The following is a 25,311-nucleotide window of genomic DNA, read 5'->3' as shown; positions in this document are numbered from 1 at the left end:
AGCTATATATCTTCTCAAAAGTTATTATTTCTTAACTTTTAAGAGTGGCAAATTTAACTTTAAATTTTAAAAAATAGGAATATGTTATGTTAATTTAACAGATTTTATCTTGTAGTAAAACAAAATCTAATAGATGAAGTTCGGTAATTCAACTCAAACATTGAGGAAATCCTAATTTCACAGGCAATGATGAAATATTATTAAAATTTAATCATAAAAAAACACTTAGTCCATTTTTAAGAACTAAGTGTTTTTTTTATTACTTGACGAAGTATTTTTATAAATGTTATTTACACATTTACCGCATACATTTTATCACGTAGTTCTTTTACTTTTGAATCACTCATATATTCATCAAAAGTTGTATATCTATCAATAACTCCATTTGGAGTAAGTTCGATAACTCTATTTCCAACAGTTTGAGCAAACTCATGATCATGAGTTGTAAACAAAACTGTTCCTTTAAATTTTTTGAGCGAATTATTAAAAGCAGTAATAGACTCTAAATCCAGATGGTTGGTAGGTTCATCCAACATAACAACATTTGCCTTAGTCATCATCATTTTTGATAACATACAACGTACTTTTTCTCCACCTGATAAAACATTGGACTTTTTAAGAGCTTCTTCTCCGCTAAAAATCATTTTCCCCAGGAAACCTCTTATGAATACTTCTTCTCTTTCTTCTTCTGTTGTAGCCCATTGTCTTAACCAATCTACCAAAGTAAGATCGTTTTGAAAGTATTCACTATTATCAGCGGGCAAATAAGATTGAGTTGTTGTAATTCCCCATTCGAATTTTCCGGAATCTGCATCTTGTTTACCATTTAAGATTTGATAGAAAGCAGTCGTTGCTCTCGAATCTTTAGAAAACACAACCACTTTATCTCCTTTTGCAAGATTAATATCTATATTCTTAAATAAAGTTTCTCCTTCTAAACTTGCCGATAAACCTTCGATATTTAAAATCTGATCCCCAGCCTCTCTATCTCTTTCAAAAATGATTGCAGGATATCTACGACTAGAAGGTTTAATATCTTCTATATTTAGTTTCTCAATCATTTTCTTACGAGAAGTAGCTTGTTTTGATTTGGCAACATTTGCGCTAAATCTAGCAATAAACTCCTGTAATTCTTTTTTCTTTTCTTCAGCTTTCTTGTTTTGCTGAGCTCTTTGTCTTGCAGCTAATTGTGATGATTCGTACCAAAAAGTATAATTACCACTAAAGTGATTAATCTTCCCAAAGTCTATATCAGAAATATGAGTACATACTGCATCTAAAAAGTGACGGTCATGAGATACTACAATCACAGTATTATCATAGTTAGCCAAAAAACTTTCTAACCAAGAGATTGTTTCATAATCCAAATCATTTGTCGGCTCATCCATTATTAACACATCAGGACTACCAAATAAACATTGTGCCAATAATACTCGCACACGTTGTTTGGTATCAAGATCAGACATTTTCATGTAGTGAATATCTTCTTTGATCCCAAGATTAGACAACATAGCAGCGGCATCACTATCAGCATTCCACCCGTTCATTTCTTCAAATTGCACTTGCAGTTCTCCTATCTTTTCTGCATTTTCATCTGTGTAATCGGCATACAAGGCATCTATTTCCTTTTTAATTGTATACAACGGTTTATTACCCATAATCACAGTTTCCAAAACAGTAAACTCATCATATGCATAATGGTTTTGTTCTAGAACAGACATTCTTTTACCAGGTTCGAGATGTACGTGTCCCGAAGTAGCTTCCATTGTACCGGAAAGAATTTTTAAAAAAGTGGATTTTCCTGCTCCATTAGCCCCAATAATACCGTAACAATTACCTTGAGTAAAATTAGTATTTACTTCATCAAAAAGTACTCTTTTGCCAAATTGAACCGAAAGATTTGAAACTGATAACATAATTATAAAAGTTGTAAACTAGAATTTGCGGCAAAAGTAGAAAAATGGATTCAGAACCAGAAACATTACCTCATTAATTTATAATAAGTACAACATTTAGAAAAAGAATCTTAGCCCCCTTTGCAAAAAAGTAAATTATACTTCTTTTAATTTTATTCTCTACAATTTGCGATATCCACAATTAACTTATAATTAACAACCTTGACTCATGTTTCCGTTTATTTTTGATTTTGTGTTGTAGAAATCTTTAGTCCTGAAAATGAATCTTTTTACTTTTAAATTTTTAATCCTAATCTCTTTTTTAATTACAATTACAAGTTGTAGTACTCCTAAAAAAAGTGATAGACAAGCTACCTATTTTGGAGGGGAAATTATCAACCCTAACACCAATTATGTAGTACTATCAAAAGGATATGATTTTAGGGACACTATATTTCTTGATGATAACAATAGGTTTATCTATAAAATTGACAGTTTACAAGACGGACTTTATTCTTTTAAACATAATCCAGAAAGTCAGGTTGTTATTCTGGAAAAAGGAGATAGTATTTTAATTAGACTTAACACTATCGAATTTGATGAATCTTTGGTTTTTACAGGAGATGGGGCAAGAAAAAATAACTTTTTAATTGATACATACCTTCAAAATGAGAAAGAAAGACAGCAATTAAGAAGAGTTGGTTTTAAACTTTCTCCTCCATATTTCAAAAATCAACAAGATTCTTTACTAAATGTCAAACTTTCATCTTTTGAAAAACTTACTAAGAAAAATAGTCTAAGTAATTTGTCTAAAAAAATTACACAAGCAAGTTTTGTTTATGATTATTACACAAGACATGAAATGTATTTTAATATCAAACACGATATAAAAGGCAAAAATGCTGTACGAGACATTGTATCTTCACCATTTTTTAACTATCGAAATCTAATTAACTTTAATGATAATGATATAAAGCGATTATACTCTTACAATAGATTTTTAAATTTCTATTTTGCTAATATTCCATTATCAAATCAAATAACAGAAAATAGAGAATTTGAGACTCATTTTGATAAAACATTGTATAAAATTAATTTGATCGATAGTCTAATTCAGCATTCATTTATTAAAGACAATCTTTTAAGAAGGGTAACTTCTAATTTTTTATTAAACAGTGAAAATAATTTAGAATCTAACAAGATCTTAAAGCGCTATTTACTGATTAATTCTGATAAAAAATCACAAAAAGAACTAAAAGAGTTAGCAGGTTTAATTTCAAAATTAAGACCCAACAATATCATACCAGACCAAGACTTAATAACTTCTAAAGGTGAAACAATCAAATTATCTTCTTTGTTCAACCAACCCATAACCGCTCTTTATTTTTGGTCTATGGAAAGTAAAAAACATTATGAGAGAGCTCATAATAAAGTGCAATATTTAAAATCATTACACCCAAATATAGATTTTATAGCTATTAATACAGATGATGAACAAACAAAAAACTGGTTAAAAACAATAAAAAGACACCACTATAACTTAGATTACGAGTACGAATTCAAGAATTCAAAACATGCATCTGAAGAACTTTTAATCTACTATAGAAACAAAGTAATTTTGGTTAATCAAGAGGGAAAAATTATCAATTCTAAAGCCGATCTCTTTGCTTCATCTTTTGAAAAGCAACTTCTATATTACACAACGCAATTAACTCGTATTGCAGAGCAATAAAAAAAGCCATTCTATCAACAGAACAGCTTTTCATATTTTTAGTTTAACAGAAGTTATGATTTAATTTCCTTTTTTATAATCTGCAAGAAATTTTTCTAATCCTATGTCTGTTAGTGGATGCTTCAACAAACCTTCTATTGAAGATAATGGTCCTGTCATAACATCTGCACCAATTTTTGCACAATCAATTACATGCATTGTATGTCTTACAGAAGCTGCCAGGATTTGAGTATCAAAACCATAATTATCATAAATCATTCTTATTTCTGCAATAAGATTAAGACCATCGGTAGAGATATCATCAAGTCTTCCAATAAAAGGAGATACATAAGTAGCACCTGCTTTTGCTGCTAGTAATGCTTGTCCGGCAGAAAATACAAGAGTACAGTTTGTTTTTATTCCTTTATCACTAAAATACTTGATTGCTTTTACACCATCTTTTATCATTGGCACTTTAACAATAATCTGATCATGAAGTTTAGAAAGCTCCTCTCCTTCTTTAATGATTCCTTCATAATCAGTTGAAATTACTTCGGCACTCACATCACCCGTAACAATTTCACATATTTTTTTATAGTGATTGATTATATTTTCTTTTCCAGTAATGCCCTCTTTTGCCATCAGTGATGGATTAGTGGTAACTCCATCAAGAACACCTAAATCCTGAGCTTCTTTAATTTGATCAAGATTAGCGGTATCAATAAAAAATTTCATGTTTGTTGTGTTTAAATTTTTATAATTTCTAATTGTGCACGAATATAAACATAATCGTTGTAGATCAATAAGAACTTTTATGAATTAGAAATAAAAGATTTCGAATTCAATAAATTTCGTTTTATAATTTGTAATGATTCATTAATAACTTTTCATAAACCTTGTCTGGCAAAATCCGTTTTAAGACAATAGAAAATTTTTGCATAAATGCTCCTACTTTGTAATGAATTTTAGGATTTTTACTTTTAATGATTTTATAAACCGCCTCTGCCATCTGTAATGGGTTATCCCCAGCATCTACATGATCATTCATTAATTGAAGAGAATCTCCATATGTTTTTTTGTAAGGAGAGTTTTCTAATACCGGTGCATGGTAGCGCCCTGCAGCAATGTTTGTTGCAAAGTCTCCCGGAGCAACATTAGTCATATTTATATTAAAAGCTTTAAGCTCCATTCTCCAAGCTTCTGTAGTAATTTCGAGAGCTCCTTTAGAAGCGCTATAAATCCCTCTATAAGGTAATCCCATATATCCCGCAATAGAAGTTACATTGATAATTAAACCTTTTTTTTGCTTTCGCATTAATGGTAAAACTGCTTTAGTTACATTAATAGGTCCAAAATAATTTGTAGTAAAATTTCTTACGATTTCTTCTTCGGGTATCTCTTCTATAGGACCTGTAATGCCAGCTCCTGCATTATTGATTAGAATATCTAATCTGCCATGCTTTTCTTCTATAAAAGATACTGCGGACTGTATACTAGAATTATCCGCAACATCTAGTTTTAAGAGCGTAAAATCTTTAAAATCTTTAAAACGATCAGGGTTACGGCTGGTACCATATACAACAAACCCCTTCTTTATCAAATAGACCCCTATGGATTTACCTAATCCTGAAGAACCTCCCGTTATGAGAACAATAGTTTTTTGAGTTTCATTCATGATAGCAAATATACAATTATGAATAACGATTTACGATCAAAAAATAAGAGTTATATAAAGAAGGAAATTAGGTAAAATAAAGGCACAAAAAAAGGCAAGCTACCCACATCACACTGCTACGACCATCTACCTTTGCTGCGTTCCCGCCCTGGAGGATTCAACAGGAGCTAGTTGTGTAGGACTTGCCGCTGCAAAGATACAATCTTTATGATATAAAACAATGATTTTTTAAACCCAATTAAAATAAATATCTTGCTGTAAAAATTATTTAGAGCAATGAAAATATGTAACTACTTCGTCATCATTATATTATCAACTTTTATGATTTCTTGTGGAAGTAATTCTGAGGCGAAAAAAAAATATTTTTCTATTGAATTGAAGGACAATCAGACTAAATTTACTCTTGGAGAAACCATAAATGCAAGCATAAAAAACCCAAAAGGTAAAAAAATCGATTCTGTAACTTATATTTTAAACGACCAAAGTAAGAAAGCAACAGGGGATTTTACATACAAAGAAATTCTAGATACTGAAAAGCTAGGAAAACAAACTCTTATTGCAAAAGTCTTTTTTGATGGAAGTATAGATACACTTACCAAAAAAATCACCCTTTTAAACAACAAAAAACCCGAGTTATATTCTTACAAAATTTTGGCAGAATATCCGCATGATAAAAAAGCATTTACGCAAGGACTTGAATTTTATACCGATACTCTGTACGAAAGTACTGGACGCAAAGGACAATCATCACTTAGAAAATTAGATTATAAAACAGGTGAAATTTTAAGCAAAAAAGATATTTCAAAAGAATATTTTGCAGAAGGCATTACAATAATCAATGATAAAATTGTACAGTTAACATGGACAGCCAAAGAAGGATTTATATACGATCGTAAATCATTACAAAAAACAGGAAGCTTTGTATACAATAAAAGTAAAGAAGGCTGGGGACTCTGTAATGATGGTACACATATTTATAAAAGTGATGGATCTGAGAAGATATGGATTTTGGATAAAGAGACACTAGCAGAAAAAGGTTTTATACAAGTTGCTACCAACAAAAGTGTAAAATCAAGATTTAACGAATTAGAATGGGTAGACGGAAAAATTTATGCCAATACTTGGCAAAAGGATGGAATTGCTATTATTAATCCAAAAAACGGAGCTTTAGAGGCTGTAATTGATCTTTCCGGATTGCGCAAAAAGGTAACTCAACATCAGGATCTTGATGTATTGAATGGAATTGCATATATGCCAGAAAGTAAGAGATTGTTTGTTACTGGTAAAAATTGGGATAAACTTTTTGAAATCAAAATTGTAAAGTAAAGCATATCGAAACAAACCTCAGAGCATATAAATCTCGATTATCGAGTAAAATCTATATTCTATAATTAAAACTCACAAAAAACATTCAATAAACGGTCTTAACCTATCAACTATAACAACAGTACTTTACTAAGTTTCTGAATGTAACCAAAATAATAAATACTTTGTTATTGTTATAGACAGATAATAAACATTACCTTTGCGCCTTATTTTAGCTATATGAACAAATTTGAAGCGTTGGGCCTTGGTGAGTCCATTATAAAGGCAGTAAATGATATGGGTTTTGAAGCCCCGAGTGAAGTACAGGAAAAAGCAATTCCGATTCTACTAAATGAAGATACTGATATTGTTGCGCTAGCACAAACAGGTACAGGAAAAACAGCGGCGTTTGGTTTTCCTCTTATAGAAAAAATAAATCCTGGTAGTAAAATCACTCAAGGACTTATTTTATCACCAACACGCGAACTTTGTTTGCAGATTACAAATGAATTAAAAAATTATTCTAAATACATTCCCGAATTACATACTGTAGCAATTTATGGAGGAGCAAGTATTACGGATCAAGCTAAACAAATAAAAAGAGGTGCACAAATTATAGTTGCTACTCCCGGAAGAATGCAAGACATGATTAATCGTAAAATGGTCAATATAAATAATATTGGTTATTGTGTTCTTGATGAAGCAGACGAAATGCTTAATATGGGATTTTATGAAGATATAAATTCTATTTTATCTCATACTCCTGATAGTAAAAACACATGGTTATTTTCTGCGACAATGCCAAAAGAGGTATCTACTATCGCAAAACGTTTTATGCAAAATCCTGTAGAAATTACTGTTGGTCATAAAAACACAGGATCCAAAAATGTATCGCACGAGTATTATGTTGTTAATTCCAGAGATCGTTATGCAGCATTAAAAAGATTAGCAGATGCCAATCCAGATATATTTTCAGTAATTTTTTGTAGAACCAAAAGAGATACACAAAAAGTAGCAGAAAATCTGATTGAAGATGGTTATAATGCTGCGGCCTTACATGGAGACTTAAGTCAGAATCAACGTGATATGGTAATGAAAAGTTTCAGAAACAGGCAAATACAGATGCTTGTGGCCACAGATGTTGCAGCAAGAGGTATTGATGTAGATGATGTAACTCATGTTATCAATTACCAACTCCCTGACGAAATAGAAACGTATACGCATCGAAGCGGAAGAACAGGAAGAGCAGGAAAAAGCGGTGTTTCTATGGTAATTGTTTCTAAAAGTGAAATTCGAAAAATAAAAGCTGTAGAACGTATTATCAAAAAGAAGTTCGAGAAAAAAGAAATTCCAAATGGTGAAGAAATATGTCAAATCCAATTATTTCATCTTGCCAATGATATCCGAAAATCAGCAATAAACCATGAAATAGATACATATTTGCCTTCTATAAATGAGGTACTTGAAGAATTCTCTAAAGAAGAATTAATTAAAAAATTCTTCTCTGTAGAGTTTTCAAGATTTCATAACTATTATCAAAATGCAAAAGACTTAAATATAATTGCAGAAAACAGCAGAGGAAACGATAATAGCGGTAGTACCAGATATTTTATCAATGTAGGAGAAAGAGATGGTTTTGACTGGATGACATTAAAGGATTTCCTTAAAGAAGTATTAGAATTAGGAAGTGATGTTTTAAGTCGCGTAGATGTAAAAGAAAGCTTTTCTTTCTTCAATACCACATCAGACTATACAGATAGAGTATTAAGTGTTTTTGAAGACTTCAGAATGGAAGGCCGAAAGGTTAATGTAGAAATATCTAAAGATTCTGGACGTAGAGGCGGAAAAAGAAGAAGAGACGGTGGCGGTTTTAAAGGAAAAAGAAGAAGTGAAGGTTTCAAACCAAAGGGAAAAAGAAGATCTGACACATCTGATCATAAAAACAGTCATAATAAAAGAAGAGACAGGAGAAAACGAAGTGATAGAAGGTAACCAAAAAATGGTTTTAACATAGTAATATGATTTTTGGTCCGATTTTTATGTTATTTTAAATAAAATTCAACGTCGTACTATATATATGGAGAAAACATTATTATATACATTTTTATTTATAATTGGGATATCAATTGCAAATGCACAGGATCAAAATACTTCTGATGCTACTGTATCAGGAAAAGTTCTTAATGCATCTACAGATCAGAAATTAGAAAATGTTCATATTGTAAACCTAAGTCAGGTTATAGGAACCATAACTACAAAAGAAGGAGATTTTTCTATCAAAGCTCAGGTTAATGATACACTATACTTTACTTATATTGGCTATAAACCATTAAAAGTACGAGTAACTAATGATTGGATAAAATTTGGGGACGTTAAAATTAAAATGACAGAACTAGGTATCGCTCTAGAAGAAGTTGTAGTTGCAGATGTTCAACTAACGGGGTATCTAGAAATTGACGCCAAAAGAATTCCTGTATATAATAATTACAGATATAGTATCTCAGGGCTAAATAGCGGTTATGAAGGAGGTAGTAGGCAACCAGGGGCAGTAAATAAGGTATTAGGAGCTATATTTAACCCCGCAGACTTTTTGTACAACATTTTTAGTAAACGATCTAAAGAGCTTAGAAAGTTACGAAAAATGAAAAAAGATGACGAAATCAGAAATCTATTAGAAACAAAATTTGATAGAGAAACGCTAATGGCTCTATTACAAGTAGACCGATTAGATATTGATGAAATTCTTCGAAATTGTAACTACTCGTCAGACTTTATAAAATTTGCAAACGATTTACAAATTCTTGATGCTATCAGTGAATGTTATGAAGAATACAAAGTATTAGACAGAAAATAAATACAACCTAATCATTCAATTTTCTTGGTAATACCTTTGAATGATTTGCTCATGGCTCTTTATAGCTTTTTTTGCCCACTGCATTCGTTTTTCCAGCTTTTGCTCCTCAGATAGTTGCCATTGTATACTACTTTTTGATAGTTGATACGTAACGTGTTGCAGAATAATTGCCGCAGAAACAGATATATTTAAACTCTCTGTAAATCCCATCATAGGAATATGTAGTCTACCGTCTGCTTGTTCTAAAACTTCATCACTTAAGCCTTGTTGTTCCCTCCCAAAAAAGAAGGCAGTTTTTTGAGTAACATCAAAATCTTGCAAAACTTCAGAATCGTCATGAGGTGTTGTTGCAACAATTTGATATCCATCATTCTTTAAGTAATCAATACAATTTTTTGTGCTATTATATCTATGTATATCAACCCATTTTTGAGCTCCCATAGCTATTTCCCTGTCGATTCGTTTTTGATTAACTTCTTCTATCACATGAAGATCTTGAACACCAAAGACATCACAACTTCTAATTACAGCACTTGTGTTATGCAATTGATATACATCTTCTATTGCAACGGTAAAATGTCGAGTACGTTTCTCTAAAACTTTTTCGTATAGTTCTAGTCGCCTCGGCGTGAGAAAGGATTCTAAATATCTCAATAGCTTTTTATCGATCATAAAAGCGAAAATATAAAGAATACTAAAACTAAAAAAAGAAAAGCTGTTTGATGTATACTCAAACAGCTTTCTACCCATCTACTTAAACCTAATATAAACACTTGTAAGCATGTCTACCTAGAAGGTATATTTTATTCAAAACATTTAATTTTAAATGATCATTTAACTATTTTCATTTTTTTTATAACTTTACGTCATAAAAAAATCCCTCGAAATTACCCCTAATAACGAGGGATTTAAAAGTAAACACATCGTCAAAATGTTTCTTTCCAGCAAATTATTATAATTTGCTGTTTTCTTTTGTAAACCTTTCTACAATAATATTAATAGTAAAAAGGAGTTTGACATCATTACCTTGTCAAAGTATAATCTTTATATTATTTTCTAACATTTACATTTGAAAGATTAAATTAAAACCCCCGAAATTACCCCTAAAAACGGGGGATTTAAAAGTAAACACATCGTCAAAATGTAAATTTTTATTTCATAATATTTTAGTTCTAAACATATAAACTCGAGCTTTCACCATTAAAGTGAAAACCTATATATTTAAAGTTCTTATTATTTAAATCAAGAACTTCTTTACATTTTTTTAAATTAAAATTTACTGAAACAAACCAATCTGTTAAGAAAATGCTAAAATACATACGGTAAGCCCGTAAAGAAATTACAAAATTCCTATATTTCACACCGAAAAATGAAAGCCAATGAATTGTTGGTTTTCTAAGAAGTGATAAATAAGCTAAATAAGTTATTTCTAAGAAAATAGATGCAAACTTATGAAGTAATATTCCAAACATAGTGGTTAATTTTAATAAATTAATCGTTATTCAAACCCTACTTTTGTTAGCTCGCCAAAGTTTTACAAAAAGTGGGGTTGTTTAATTATTAGCTTTAAACCAATAATTTTGTCTTTATAGTTCTTACATAAAATAATCCATGATTATTATACATTTAAACTTCTTTCATAAAGACATTCTAAAGATAAATACAAATTGTTAAACTTATATACCTGTAAAACACATATTTATTATGGTAAAACCATAATTTTTTGAGTACTGCTGTAAGATGCTGGTTTTAAGGCATATTATTAAATGAGAAAAACAAGGAATAATCATAAAAAACTAAAAAACAAGCTTTTACATTTATTCACATCAAAAAACATAAGTTAAAAAACAAGTATAAATATTTAAGAAACAGCTATTTATTTAGCGTATTGATACGATTACAACCTTAAAAAAGTCATTTTATCCTAACTCACTTCATCTTCCAAAAACGCTAATTATCGATCTTTAAACTATAATTTTTTGTTAAAATTGAACTTTTACGTTCTCAAAATCAACCTTCTTTTTGAATTTCAACAGAATGAGGATATGGGATTTCTATTCCTGCTTTATCTAATGCCAACTTACAATTTTCTAATGTTTCAAAATATACATCCCAGTAATGGTCTGGATGGCAATATGGCCGTACAGCAAGATCAACAGAACTTTCACCCAAGTTACTTACATTAACGCTTGGCTGGGGATCTTTTAACACCAATGGATTTGTAACCAGTTCTTTTAGTAATATTTCTTTTGCTTGTTTCATATCTTCATTATACCCAATACCAATCGTGATATCTACTCTCATTTTACCTTCTACAGTATAATTAATGATATTGCCATTTGCCAAAGCACCATTAGGAACAATAGCAAGTTTGTTTTGAGGAGTAATTATTTTAGTCGTAAAAATCTCTATCTCTTTAACTACACCCAAAACTCCCTGAGCTTCTATAAGATCCCCTATTTTATAAGGTCTAAAAATTATAATAAGTACACCACCGGCAAAATTTGATAATGATCCTTGCAAAGCTAACCCAACAGCCAATCCTGCTGCTGCAATTACTGCAGCAAAAGTTGTAACATCAACTCCCAAACGCGATATTACTATAATGATTAAAAGTACTTTGAAAGCCCAACTCAAAAGATTCAATAAAAATTTTTGTAGAGACTCATCATATTTACTTTTAGTCATAATCCTTGAGATAGCCTTAACAACCTTTTTGATTAACCAAGAACCTATAATGAATATTAATATTGCAGTGATAAGTCTAGGTCCAAATTCTTTGATTTGTTCAAAAACATATAAAAAAAGCTTTTCTGAATATTCTTGCAATGTTAATGAATCCCCTGTGGGTATCTTCTTTAATTCTTGAAATGTAAATAGTAGTAACATTATATATTATAATTTGGATGTATTACAAAATTAAAAATCTAGCGCTTAATACTAGTTAATAGGTAAATTATATGATAAAATAGTAACTACACTTACTACTCTATTTTAGAAGTAAAAAATCTTAAAATAAAAAGCAGAACTATTATACACTCACTCTTTATTAATAAAACTATAATAGGTTAACGTAAAAATTAGTTATTTATTGAACAATAAAAATGACTACTACCTTATTCTCTACAAAAAATAATATTGTTTTACAATACTAGTTACTTTCATTATTCTTTAATTCATTATATGATAGGACAAAACTAAATACATAATGGTTTCACTATTTAAATAACTTATAAATGATATATGAATGATTTAAAAGTAGAATTTAAATTTTAGACAATACACTTTAAACAATAAGATTCAGAGTTCAAACATTATAAATTTAAAGGCTTAAAAGTATCTTCATATAGCTCAAAGGCGTATTTATGTCTTTTCTAAACATTTTTGTTAAAAAAAATAAAGCAAAAACATGTATTACTTTATAGGAAATTAAACACAAAACCAAAATAAACACTTATAAATCAAATATTTAAACAAAAGCTATACGCGTTAATATTTTGCGGTATAACCGTAACTTGTTTTCATAATTTAATGTTAAATTTGAATTTTACAAGTACCACACACAAGTCAAAAATAATTACCCCTAAAATCAATTAAATAGTTCTAGCAAACTTATTGGATTAATATTACTATATCCAACAAGATTGTTTTTAATATGTTTTAAAAAGTTTTTGAACCAAAATCTATGAAACAATTCTACTTAACCAAAGAAGAGAATAAATCTTATTTTCTTTCTAAAAGAAGTTCATTAAGTATACTTCATTTTCTCTGTTTCGCTTTCTTTGTTTTTCTGAGTACTCTCTCTGCTACTGCACAAAGTTGTACAATCAATGCAGGATTAGATCAGACGATCTGTGCAAATGATGTGATGCAATTACAAGGTAATAGTCCTGATACGTATGCTAGTGGACCGACATGGACACAAACAGCAGGACCGTCTGTAATTATAAGTGATCCTACGATTGATGATCCTATCATTACCGGTTTTATTCCAGGAAATACTTATGAATTTCAATACGCAGCAGAATGTTTTAATGGTGATACACCTTCGCAAACCGTTTCTATTACTGTTGATCCTATTACAATTGCAAATGCAGGCTCAGACGTAGCCTCATGTCCAGACAGTTCAGGATCGATTGTTATAACAGGAAACGCACCCGGCTCAGGAGAAACAGGCCAATGGACTGTTGTAGGTGCTAATAATGCAGGGGTCAATATATCGATCCCAACATCTGCATCAACACCTATAACTTTACCAGAAACCAGCGCTGGTACTACAACGTTGCGTTGGACTATTAGCAGCTCTGGTGCTAGTTCTTGTTCATCTTCTGATGATATTACAGTTACAAATTATGGTGGAGAACTCCCTGTGAGTGCTGGACCTGATCAAACATTATCCAATTGTTATACCGTAAGTCAAAGCACTAATCTAAATGGTTCTTTTGGAGGTAATAACTTAAATGGTCAACAAGGAACCTGGACTTTTGTAAGTGGTCCGACAGCACCTACTATTGGTAATGTTAATAATGCTAATACTGGAGTCTCTGGCTTATTCGAGGGTACATATACTTTTCGTTGGGATGTTGTTGGTCCTTGTGCTTCTGGCAGTGACACTGTAACTATTACAGTACCTGCTGCCACGCAAGACGTTACAAATGCAAGCATTCAAGATAATAATATACGACTTTGTGATGCATCTACAACACAAGTAACTTTGGTAGGGTCTACACCGGATTTTACTAATGAAACTGTTCTTTGGGAACAAATTTCCGGTCCTTCAGTTACCATAGAGAGTCCTACCAATAGTACTACACAAATTACAGGGTTAACAAATCCAAATTCTTATCAGTTTAGATATACAATAACTAATAATGTAACGATGTGTACCTCTGTAGCGACTGCTAGAGTAAGGTATAATGCTAGTGCGATTAGTATTGTAGTAAACTCTGGAAACGATATTACAGGTACATGTGCTCAAACTAGTTTTGATGTTCCCTTCACCTTTACTAGCGGAAATAGAACAGATTTCAGTATAGTAAGTGGCCCTGCTGATTCTTCGATTACATTTCCTACTCCTTTTCAAAATGCAGGAAATAGTCCAACTAGGATTAATGTATTCGATGTGTCAGGAACGTATAGGGTTAATTTTAGAAGAAGTAGAACAGGTGATCTTCAAGGTTGTGATGAAGCTTATGATGCTATAAATATTACTGTATCTTTAAATCCTAGTGGCTCTAATGCCGGTTCTGATCAATTTTTTGTTTGTGGTCAAATCAATGGTAACTTAGCAGGAAGCCCTATCCAAGATGGGGAGCTATCCGTTTGGTCACAAGTATCGGGGCCCAATACAGCTACAATAGCAGATATTTATGCGCAGACCACGCCAATTTCTAATATGATACCAGGTACATATGTATTCAGATATACAGTATCAGCAGGTCCTGATTGTGTACCTCCTGCTACATCTGATACCACTATAGAAGTATCCCCGACTACTAATAATCCCGTAAATGCAGGAGCCGACCAAACTGGTATTTGTGTTGGCGCCGATGTACAACTAGCAGCAGACCCCGGTAATGATGCCCAAACAGGTACATGGTCAGGGCCTCCTGGTATAACTTTTTCTGATATTAATGATCCTAATGCTATCGCATCAGGCTTCAATGCACCATCAACAACATATACTTTAACTTGGTCACTAGATATTACCGATAATTCAGGATGTACACTTGCTCCCGCTACAGATACTGTAGATATTGTTACAAATGCAGATTTATCTCCTACCAATGCCATGGCAGGAGGTGATCAATGTCTTGCTAGTGGTACTACCAACGTTCCTCTTAGCGGTAATGCTCCTGCTGCAGGAGAAGAAGGCTTATGGTCTGTCACACCATCAGCCGGAGTAACATTTGTTGATGCTACTCAAGCTAATACAACTGCTACGGTTCCAGGAGATGGTATATATACTTTTACATGGACTATAGGCTACTCTGCACCTCCTACAAACTCTTGTCCCTCAACATCTGATAGTATAGAAGTTGTTATTTCAGACATCAATGCAGGTGTAAGTGCAGGAACAGATAAAAGCTTATGTTTAGATCCTGTATTATTATCGTTTGATATGGATGCAGACCCTGCCCCAGTTGGTGGTGAAGGAACATGGAATTTGGTATCAGGAGGGCAATTTACAGTAAGTGATCCAAATGATCCAACAGCTACTTTTTCTAACCTTTTGGATGGAACCTATGTTTTTGAATGGGTTATAGCTTACGGAGACTGTCCCGTAACTACACCTGCAGATCAAGTAACTGTAGAAATTGGTATTCCTCCTACAACCGCAAATATTCAAGGTGGAGACCAAGTGATATGTGCAGCAAATAATACTTCTATTACAGCTGATCCTCTCACAAATCCTACTACAGAATCAGGAGTATGGAGTGTTGTTTCTGGTCCAAATACACCAAACATAAGTGACCCAAGTAGTAATAGTATTAATGTTACCGGTTTAACTACAGGTAGATATATTTTTGATTGGACAATTACTTCTAATTCTCCTTTATGTCCATCATCTTCAGATAGTATAATTGTAGATGTGTTCGCACCTGCATCTGCAGGGCCTGATCAAACATTATGTGAAGTAACCAGTATACTTTTAGAAGCTACTGCAGGAACCACAGGTACCTGGACTCAAGTAGCTAATGGTGCACCTGCTTCGACAATCTCACAATCTCCATCAAACAGTAATACTGCCAACGCAACAGTAGTTCCTGGAAATACGTATGAATTTCAATTTGCAACAGATTATACCGGATCAGGAAGTGCCTGTAACAATACAGATACTGTAACTATAGTAGTAAGTTCAGGACCAAGTACACCTCCTACGGCGGGACCTGACCAGATATTATGTAATGGAGATACAACTACTGCTACAATGGTAGGTAATGTACCTCCTGGAGACCCTGGATTAACAGCAGAATGGAGTTTTGTTTCTGAACCGACTGGTAGTGTAGCCAATATTACTACTCCAGCAGCTAATAATACAACTATTACCGGATTAAGTGTTCCAGGATTATATATTCTTCAATGGAATTTTTCTGTGGCAAATTGTACAGACGAGGCTGATATCATGAGAATTGAAGTATTTGATGCCCCTACCCCTATTGAAGCTGGACCTGACCAAACAAATGCCTGCCAGCAAGACGCACAGCTCAACGCTACTACACCAACAGTAGGGATAGGAACTTGGTCTTTTGCTAATCCGGGAGACGATCCTTCTGGTGGAGCAGTAGTGATTGATAGTCCTAATAACCCACAAACAACCTTATCAAATATCCCTGATGATGTAGGTAACGATGGTATCGATGACGTTTATGTGCTTACCTGGACAGTTTCAAACGGTGGTCCATTTCCTTCACCTACATCTGCATGTAACCCGCAATCAGATACAGTTACTTTAACGTTTACCGGAGCACCACCTACTCCGGCAGATGCAGGACCTGATCAAAACCTTTGTGATGATACACAAACCTTTCTAGATGCTGTACCCGTTACTAGTGGCACAGGTACATGGACCCAAACTTCGGGACCACCGGGTGCAACAATTGCGGCTCCTAATAACCCAAATAGTTTAGTGATCGATTTATCACCGGGGACTTTTGAGTTTACGTGGACAACTACCGGTGGTGGTTGTACATCTACTGATGTCATGGAAGTTACTATTGTTTCTGATCCTATAGTAGCAGAAGCAGGACCTGATCAAAGTCTACCGGAGTTATCAGTTGTCACACTTGACGCAACTCCAGCAACTGCACCAGCCGTAGGGCAATGGACTCAAGTCTCTGGACCGACCACAGCTAATTTTGTAGATGATGCAAACCCTACTACTGATGTAACCGGTACTACAGTAGGAACTTATATCTTTGAATGGACCGTTACTAACGGAAGTTGTGATCCGAGAAGAGATAGAGTAACTATACAAATTACACCTATCATAGATTTAGAACTTATTAAATCTGTATTACCTTCAGCAGCAAAAGTTGGTGAGACAGTAACATTTACCGTCGCTATTGAAAATACTAGTGGCACATCAAATGCTACAGGTGTTGAAGTTGTTGATATAATACCTAACGGATATACATTGGTTCCTGGTACTGTAAGTAATTCAGGATTATATAATGCAGGAAATTTATCGATTACATGGAGTGGTTTGAATATCACTAGTGCGAGTACACTTAATTTAACTTTTGATGCTGTTGTCAATGCAACAGGACCCTATAATAACTCGGCTCAAATTACAGCCAGCAATGAGTTTGACCCAGATTCAACTCCCAATAATAATGATCCTTTAGAAGATGATCAAGATGAAGCAACAGTAACCATTACTCCAAATGATCCTCCTGTTGCTGTAGATGATCAAAGGTTAAATAATACTCTTGGAGACCCTGTAGCGGTTCTTATTCTAAATAATGACTCAGATAGTGATGGTACTTTAGACACAGAAAGCGTTGATTTAGATACTCCGGTCGGAGCGACAGGAATCGTAACAGATCTAGATGGTGATGTAATAGGATTTACAGTACCAGGTGAAGGTACATGGGCATATGATGATGATACAGGAGAACTTACTTTTTCACCAGAGCCTGGGTTTACTGGCAATCCTACAGATATCACTTATACTGTAAGAGATGATAGTGGAAATACCTCTAATGTTGCGAATGTGAATATAGAATACACATTCACGCCACCAGTAGCCAATGATGATACAAATCTAACCCCTACTCCTATTAATGATCCTACTGCTCTCAACATTATCAATAATGATCTTTTAGCAGAAGGCTCAACACCTAATCCTTCGGATGTAGACGTGGATTTAGATTTGACCACTCCGGGGATTCAAAACTCATTAAATGTTCCTGGTGAAGGAAACTGGGTTTACGATCCTGCTTCAGGAATAGTAACTTTTACTCCTCAAGGTGGTTTTACTACAAACCCAACTCCAATCACATACGAATTAACAGATCTTGACAACGGGCAAACCGATACTGCTCTGATCACGGTGACCTATCAGCAACCTCCGGTAGCTGTTGACGATTCCAATACAGGAAATACTCCGGGAACAACTGTAAATCAGTCTATAACTGCTAATGACAACGATCCTGATGGACTCATCGATCCTGATACAGTAAATTTAACAGTGCCCGTAGGAGCATTAAATACAGTTACTGATATTAATGGAAATATTATTGGATTTGATGTACCGGGAGAAGGTACCTGGAGTTATAATAGAATTACAGGATTATTAAGTTTTACTCCTGAAGATGGATTTACAGGTAATCCTACAGATATTACTTATACCGTAAGAGATGACGACGGTAATGTATCTAATCTGGCAACTGTAACTGTAGGATATACGCCTACACCTCCAGTAGCCAATGATGATACAAACGCAACACCAACACCTATTGGAGATAATACCGATTTGGCGATACTTACAAATGATGAACTCGCTGATGGAACAACGCCTGATGTTTCGGATGTAAGTATAGACCTAGATCCAGGAACTCCGGGGATACAAACAACGGTTAATGTACCTGGGGAAGGAGATTGGACGTATAATCCTACTACAGGAATTGTAACCTTTGATCCAGAACCCGCTTTTACCGGTAACCCTACTCCGATCACGTACGAAATGACAGATCTAGACAATGGACAAACCGATACTGCTTTAATCACAGTAACCTATCAGCAACCTCCGGTAGCTGTTGATGATTCCAATACAGGAAATACTCCGGGAACGACTGTAAGTATAGCTATTACTGGTAATGATAATGATCCTGATGGAACTATAGATCCTACATCGGTAAACCTTACAACTCCTGTAGGAGCAACAGGGGTCATAACAGATCTTGATGGAAATACAATAGGATTTACTGTACCGGGAGAAGGTACATGGTCATATGATGAAACTACAGGACAACTTAGTTTTGATCCGCAAGATGGATTTACAGGTGACCCGACTCCGGTAACATATACCGTAGATGATAATGATGGAAACACATCTAATCTGGCAACCGTAACTGTAGGATATACGCCTACACCTCCAGTAGCCAATGATGATACAAACGCAACTCCAACACCTATTGGAGATAATACCGATCTGGCAATACTTACAAATGATGAACTCGCTGATGGAACAACCCCTGATGTTTCGGATGTAACTATAGACCTCGATCCGGGAACTCCAGGGATACAAACAACAGTTAATGTACCCGGTGAAGGAGATTGGACATACAATCCTACTACAGGAATTGTAACCTTTGATCCGGAACCTGCTTTTACCGGTAACCCTACTCCGATCACGTACGAAATGACAGATCTGGATAATGGACAAACCGATACTGCTTTGATCACAGTAACCTATCAGCAACCTCCGGTAGCTGTTGACGATTCCAATACAGGAAATACTCCGGGAACGACCGTGAGTATAGCTATCACTGGTAATGATAATGATCCTGATGGAACTATAGATCCTACATCTGTAAACCTTACAACTCCTGGAGGTGCAACAGGGATCGTAACAGATCTTGATGGAAATACAATAGGATTTACTGTACCAGGCGAAGGAACATGGTCATATGATGAAACTACAGGACAACTTAGTTTTGATCCGCAAGATGGATTTACAGGTGACCCGACTCCAGTAACATATACCGTAGATGATAATGATGGAAACACTTCTAATCTGGCAACTGTAACGGTAGGATATACGCCTACGCCTCCAGTAGCCAATGATGATACAAACGCAACACCAACACCTATTGGAGATAATACCGATCTGGCCATACTCACAAATGATGAACTGGCTGATGGAACAACTCCCGACGTTTCCGATGTAACTATAGACCTCGATCCGGGAACTCCGGGGATACAAACAACAGTTAATGTACCCGGTGAAGGAGATTGGACATACAATCCTACTACAGGAATTGTAACCTTTGATCCGGAACCTGCTTTTACAGGGAACCCGACTCCGATTACATACGAAATGACGGATCTGGATAATGGACAAACCGATACTGCTTTGATCACAGTAACCTATCAGCAACCTCCGGTAGCTGTTGATGATTCCAATACAGGAAACACTCCAGGAACGACCGTGAGTATAGCTATTACCGGAAATGATAATGACCCTGATGGAACTATAGATCCTACATCTGTAAACCTTACAACTCCTGGAGGTGCAACAGGGATCGTAACAGATCTTGATGGAAATGTAATAGGATTTACTGTGCCGGGAGAAGGAACATGGTCATACGATGAAACTACAGGACAACTTAGTTTTGACCCACAAGATGGATTTACAGGAGACCCGACTCCGGTAACATATACCGTAGATGATAATGATGGAAACACATCTAATCTGGCAACCGTAACTGTAGGATATACACCTACACCTCCGGTAGCTAATGATGATACAAATGCAACTCCAACACCTATCGGAAATAATACCGATCTGGCCATACTCACAAATGATGAACTCGCTGATGGAACAACGCCTGATGTTTCGGATGTAAGTATAGACCTGGATCCAGGAACTCCAGGGATACAAACAACAATTAATGTAATTGGAGAAGGAGAATGGACATATAATCCTACTACAGGAATTGTAACCTTTGATCCGGAACCTGCTTTTACCGGTAATCCTACTCCGATTACATACGAAATGACGGATCTGGACAATGGACAAACCGATACTGCTTTGATCACAGTAACCTATCAGCAACCTCCGGTAGCTGTTGATGATTCCAATACAGGAAATACTCCAGGAACGATCGTAAGTATAGCTATTACTGGTAATGATAATGATCCTGATGGAACTATAGATCCTACTTCTGTAAATCTTACAACTCCTGTAGGAGCAACAGGGATCGTAACAGATCTTGATGGAAATGTAATAGGATTTACTGTACCAGGACAAGGAACATGGTCATATAACGAGACCACAGGACAACTTAGTTTTGATCCACAAGATGGATTTACAAGTGACCCGACTCCGGTAACATATACCGTAGATGATAATGATGGAAATACATCTAATCTGGCAACCGTAACTGTAGGATATACACCTATACCTCCTGTACCAAACGATGATAATAGTTCTAATAATGTAACTAATAATTCGGTAACACTTAATATCATTAATAATGATGTATTAGCTGATGGAAGCACTCCTTTGCCTTCTGATGTTTTTGTGGATTTAGTTATTCCTGTCTCTGCAACCAGTATTGTTATTGGTGCTAATTTTTCGACTATCGGTTTTACAGTTCCTGGTGAGGGAGACTGGCTATACAATGAAACGACAGGACAAATAACATTTACACCTGAAGCAGGATTTACAGGTGATCCAACTCCTATAGATTACAATATTATAGATGCCGATAATCTAGAAATAAGCGTTGCTCCGGCTACTATAACTATTGACTATGCAATCCAACCGCCGGTTGCAGTTGATAATGAGGATTTGAATAATAATCCGGGTGATACTGTAGATATTACAATACTTACTAATGATAGTGATCCCGACGGTACCTTAGATCCAAATGGAGTAAATTTAATTCCACCAACAGGAGCAACTGGTATTATCACAGATGGTGATGGTGATGTAACAGAGTTTACTGTTACAGGAGAAGGAACCTGGACATACAATCCTGCAACACAAACATTATCTTTTGATCCTGATCCAGGATTTATAACTGATCCTACACCAATTTTTTATACCGTAGATGATAATGATGGAAACCCTTCTAATCAAGCAGAAGTACGAATTGATTATTTAGATGTCGCAGATTTATCTTTAATTAAAAGAGTTGTTGATAATGATATTACACCATTTACAGGAACCGAAATCACATTTGAAGTTCGAGTAACCAACGATGGTCCAGCTCTTGCAACAGGAGTCTCTGTGACTGATCTTTTACCAAATGGATATGATTTTGTACTCTACAGTTCTACAGCTGGTGTTTATGATGAAACTACAGGAATATGGAATATTGGTACAATCCCTAGCGGAGATACAGAAACGTTATTGATAGATGTTTTGGTAAATGAAACAGGTAATTATACCAATGTTGCGCAAGTTACTGCTTCTGGAGTGCTAGATTTAGACTCTACACCAAACAACAATATCCTTGCAGAAGATGATCAGGATGAAGTAGTGGTAACTCCGGTATTGACGCCTAGAATTGATTTGTCAGTAACAAAAATAGCAGATGATCTAACACCAGATGTTGGAGGTACTATTACCTTTACAATGACAGTAACCAACGATGGGCCTAGTAATGCTACAAATGTTGTTGTGACTGATTTACTAGCATCTGGATATCAATATGTAAGTTCTACTGTAACAACAGGAACTTATGAGCCTTTAAATGGATCTTGGACAATTGGAAATCTCTCAAACGGTGTCACTCAAACACTTACAATAACTGCAAATGTATTAGCTACAGGCGACTATACGAATGTTGTTGAAGTAACTGATGCTACCGAAAATGATATTGATTCTACTCCAGCAAATAACGATGATACCGAAGATGACCAAGTTACGATAAGGCCTGTACCTGTTAGTGTTTCAGATTTAGCTGTAACCAAAACAGTCGATAATGCAACGCCAAGAGTTGGAGATAATGTAGACTTTACTATTCTATTAGAAAACCTTGGACTTAGTAATGCAAGCGGAATTGAAGTGACAGATGTATTACCAACAGGATATACTTTTGTATCCTACGAAGCTACTGCAGGTATTTATGATGATGTAACAGGAGTTTGGGCCGTAAACAGAACACTTGTAGATGGTGATATTGAAAGATTAACAATTACAGCTACTGTTAATCCAACTGGTCCGTATTCTAATACAGCAGAAATTACAGCATCAGACAATCTTGATTCTGATACTGCTAACAATATTAGTACAATCGGAACAACACCAGTTGCTATTGCGGATTTATCTCTAGTTAAAACGGTAAGCAATACAAATCCGGATGTAACCGATAATATCACATTTACACTTACAGTAACCAATGATGGACCTAGTGTTGCAACAGGAATTATAGTGACTGATCCTATCCCTAGCGGATTCAATCATATCTCTAATACCAGTGGAGGTGCTTATAACCCTGCTTCTGGTTTATGGAATATTCCTACACTGGGTATAGGCGCAACTACAACGATAGACATCACCGTATCCATAAATACTTTAGGTAGTTACATAAATGTAGCAGAAATTACAGCTGTAAATGAAATTGATCCAGACTCTACTCCTGGTAATGGGGATATTAATGAAGATGATCAGGATGAAGTTCAGGTATTCCCTAGAGTGATTACTGATATAGAGGTAACCAAAACGGTAGATAGTTTTAATCCAGAAGTAGGTGATCAAATTACCTTTACCGTTACTATCATTAACAACGGACCAAGTAATGCAACAGGAATTGTGGTAGAAGATGTTATTGCTTCGGGGTATAGCTTTGATAGTGCATCGCCTTCTATAGGTACATATGATGAAACGATTGGATCTTGGGATATAGGAAACATGGCAAATGGCACAACAGAAACATTAGATATTACCGTAACTGTATTGCCATCGGGAATTTATTCTAATACTGCCGAGTTGATTGCATTAGATACTTTTGATCCTGATTCTAATCCGGATAACAATGTGGATTCTGAGGATGATCAAGATACTGTAAACCCTAGACCTTCAGGACTTGCGGATCTATCTATAGAAAAAGTAGTGAGCAATACAGCTCCGCTAGTTGGTGATTCTGTAGAATTTACGATTAATGTGACCAATAGTGGAGATAGTGATGCTACAGGTGTTGAAGTCACCGATCGTTTACCTGCCGGGTATACTTTTGAATCTTTTGTCTCTACTGCCGGTCTGTATGACAGTAGTACAGGTATTTGGTCATTAAACGGAACGATCCTTAATGGTACAACAGAGTCGCTAATCATATTAGCTACTGTAAACGAACCTTCTAATACTACTGATGAGTATATCAATATCGCAGAAATTACAAGATCAGATCAAGCTGACCCTGATAGTGATACCAGAACAGGAATTGATGTTGACGACCTTGGAGATGGACTTCCTGATGATGATGAAAGCAGAGTTGTTGTTACTCCACAATTTGTAGACATTGCAATAGGAAAATCTGTGGCACCTACCAGAGTTACTATCGGTGACGAGGTTGTATTTACAATCACTGCTACAAATGATAACGCATCTGTAAATGCCACCAATGTAGTGATTGAAGATCTTCTTCCGCAGGGGTATCAATATATATCATCAGATGCTTCTAGTGGAGATTATGATCCGGTAAGAGGTCTATGGACGTTATCTGGCATAAACACTTCAGAAACTGAAACATTAAATATCACTGTACGTGTTCTTGATGTTGATGATTACATAAACGTTGCCGGCTTATTGGATGTTGATCAGTTTGATATCAATACTGCTAATAACAGAGACGATGCCTTTGTAGAAACACAATGTCTCACGATATTCAATGAGTTCTCACCAAATAATGATGGTGTTAACGACACATTTAATATTGACTGTATCTCTAGATTTCCTGACAATAGACTCGAGATTTATAATAGATGGGGAAATATTGTGTATGAAAAAGATAATTATGATAACTCTTGGGATGGTACATCGAACGGAAGAGCAGTCATTTATACCGAAGACAAATTACCGGTAGGAACGTATTACTATATTTTAAATCTTGGTGACGGTTCTGAGCCAAAAGCAGGATGGATTTACCTAAACAGATAATGTAAATAAAAATTTAGCGGGAGACAGATGAATGCATCA

General features: G+C 34.8%; 11 protein-coding genes and 1 other RNA gene. 5 read left to right on the top strand and 7 right to left on the bottom strand.

Annotated features, from left to right (window positions below; genetic code table 11):
* Positions 1 to 290: 290 nt before the first annotated feature.
* Complete coding sequence (locus tag FHK87_RS23255; protein ID WP_140597275.1) at positions 291 to 1,916, bottom strand: ABC-F family ATP-binding cassette domain-containing protein; 1,626 nt, start codon at positions 1,914 to 1,916, stop codon at positions 291 to 293.
* Positions 1,917 to 2,175: 259 nt separating this feature from the next.
* On the opposite strand from FHK87_RS23255, the gene FHK87_RS23250 reads away from it, so the two are divergent.
* A complete protein-coding gene (locus tag FHK87_RS23250; RefSeq protein WP_140597274.1) occupies positions 2,176 to 3,627 on the top strand; it encodes a thioredoxin-like domain-containing protein in 1,452 nt (483 codons plus the stop codon).
* Between the two features lie 60 nt (positions 3,628 to 3,687).
* Here the strand turns inward: FHK87_RS23250 and fsa are convergent, their stop codons facing one another.
* The 3 genes from fsa to ffs all read right to left on the bottom strand — a co-directional run bounded on the left by fsa (position 3,688) and on the right by ffs (position 5,469).
* Positions 3,688 to 4,341 carry a fructose-6-phosphate aldolase gene (gene fsa / locus FHK87_RS23245; RefSeq protein WP_140597273.1) on the bottom strand — a complete coding sequence of 218 codons (654 nt, stop codon included), beginning with the start codon at positions 4,339 to 4,341 and terminating at the stop codon, positions 3,688 to 3,690.
* Positions 4,342 to 4,462: 121 nt separating this feature from the next.
* Entirely contained in the window at positions 4,463 to 5,281 is an 819-nt protein-coding gene (locus tag FHK87_RS23240; RefSeq protein ID WP_140597272.1) for an SDR family oxidoreductase, read from the bottom strand.
* Positions 5,282 to 5,370: 89 nt separating this feature from the next.
* Positions 5,371 to 5,469: signal recognition particle sRNA small type (gene ffs / locus FHK87_RS23235), an RNA gene on the bottom strand.
* An 88-nt stretch (positions 5,470 to 5,557) separates the two neighbouring features.
* Between ffs and FHK87_RS23230 the strand changes: the two genes are divergently transcribed.
* The 3 genes from FHK87_RS23230 (at position 5,558) to FHK87_RS23220 (ending at position 9,440) form a co-directional block, all read left to right on the top strand.
* Positions 5,558 to 6,607, top strand: coding sequence for a glutaminyl-peptide cyclotransferase (locus tag FHK87_RS23230; protein ID WP_140597271.1), 1,050 nt, complete (start codon positions 5,558 to 5,560; stop codon positions 6,605 to 6,607).
* Positions 6,608 to 6,826: 219 nt separating this feature from the next.
* Positions 6,827 to 8,578: a DEAD/DEAH box helicase gene (locus FHK87_RS23225; RefSeq protein WP_140597270.1), complete on the top strand. Its 1,752-nt coding sequence runs from the start codon at positions 6,827 to 6,829 to the stop codon at positions 8,576 to 8,578.
* An 85-nt stretch (positions 8,579 to 8,663) separates the two neighbouring features.
* Positions 8,664 to 9,440, top strand: coding sequence for a carboxypeptidase-like regulatory domain-containing protein (locus FHK87_RS23220; protein ID WP_140597269.1), 777 nt, complete (start codon positions 8,664 to 8,666; stop codon positions 9,438 to 9,440).
* Positions 9,441 to 9,455: 15 nt separating this feature from the next.
* Here the strand turns inward: FHK87_RS23220 and FHK87_RS23215 are convergent, their stop codons facing one another.
* The 3 genes from FHK87_RS23215 to FHK87_RS23205 form a co-directional block, all read right to left on the bottom strand.
* Complete coding sequence (locus FHK87_RS23215) at positions 9,456 to 10,112, bottom strand: TrmH family RNA methyltransferase (RefSeq protein ID WP_140597268.1); 657 nt, start codon at positions 10,110 to 10,112, stop codon at positions 9,456 to 9,458.
* Between the two features lie 500 nt (positions 10,113 to 10,612).
* Complete coding sequence (locus FHK87_RS23210) at positions 10,613 to 10,912, bottom strand: hypothetical protein (protein WP_140597267.1); 300 nt, start codon at positions 10,910 to 10,912, stop codon at positions 10,613 to 10,615.
* Positions 10,913 to 11,450: 538 nt separating this feature from the next.
* Complete coding sequence (locus tag FHK87_RS23205; RefSeq protein ID WP_140597266.1) at positions 11,451 to 12,329, bottom strand: mechanosensitive ion channel family protein; 879 nt, start codon at positions 12,327 to 12,329, stop codon at positions 11,451 to 11,453.
* 796 nt (positions 12,330 to 13,125) lie between these two features.
* On the opposite strand from FHK87_RS23205, the gene FHK87_RS23200 reads away from it, so the two are divergent.
* Complete coding sequence (locus FHK87_RS23200) at positions 13,126 to 25,272, top strand: PKD domain-containing protein (RefSeq protein WP_140597265.1); 12,147 nt, start codon at positions 13,126 to 13,128, stop codon at positions 25,270 to 25,272.
* Positions 25,273 to 25,311 lie beyond the last annotated feature (39 nt).

The sequence above is a fragment of the Aquimarina algicola genome (assembly GCF_006443095.1).
Lineage (GTDB): Bacteria > Bacteroidota > Bacteroidia > Flavobacteriales > Flavobacteriaceae > Aquimarina > Aquimarina algicola.
Note: the sequence above shows the minus strand (reverse complement) of the source record. Positions and strands in the feature narration are given on the sequence as shown.

Excerpts from the sequence above, each read along its gene's own strand:
- FHK87_RS23240 (WP_140597272.1), bottom strand. The coding sequence starts at position 5,281 with ATGAATGAAACTCAAAAAACTATTGTTCTCATAACGGGAGGTTCTTCA.
- FHK87_RS23225 (WP_140597270.1), top strand. The coding sequence starts at position 6,827 with ATGAACAAATTTGAAGCGTTGGGCCTTGGTGAGTCCATTATAAAGGCA.
- FHK87_RS23230 (WP_140597271.1), top strand. The coding sequence starts at position 5,558 with ATGAAAATATGTAACTACTTCGTCATCATTATATTATCAACTTTTATG.
- FHK87_RS23210 (WP_140597267.1), bottom strand. The coding sequence starts at position 10,912 with ATGTTTGGAATATTACTTCATAAGTTTGCATCTATTTTCTTAGAAATA.
- fsa (WP_140597273.1), bottom strand. The coding sequence starts at position 4,341 with ATGAAATTTTTTATTGATACCGCTAATCTTGATCAAATTAAAGAAGCT.
- FHK87_RS23250 (WP_140597274.1), top strand. The coding sequence starts at position 2,176 with ATGAATCTTTTTACTTTTAAATTTTTAATCCTAATCTCTTTTTTAATT.
- FHK87_RS23255 (WP_140597275.1), bottom strand. The coding sequence starts at position 1,916 with ATGTTATCAGTTTCAAATCTTTCGGTTCAATTTGGCAAAAGAGTACTT.
- FHK87_RS23205 (WP_140597266.1), bottom strand. The coding sequence starts at position 12,329 with ATGTTACTACTATTTACATTTCAAGAATTAAAGAAGATACCCACAGGG.
- FHK87_RS23220 (WP_140597269.1), top strand. The coding sequence starts at position 8,664 with ATGGAGAAAACATTATTATATACATTTTTATTTATAATTGGGATATCA.
- FHK87_RS23200 (WP_140597265.1), top strand. The coding sequence starts at position 13,126 with ATGAAACAATTCTACTTAACCAAAGAAGAGAATAAATCTTATTTTCTT.
- FHK87_RS23215 (WP_140597268.1), bottom strand. The coding sequence starts at position 10,112 with ATGATCGATAAAAAGCTATTGAGATATTTAGAATCCTTTCTCACGCCG.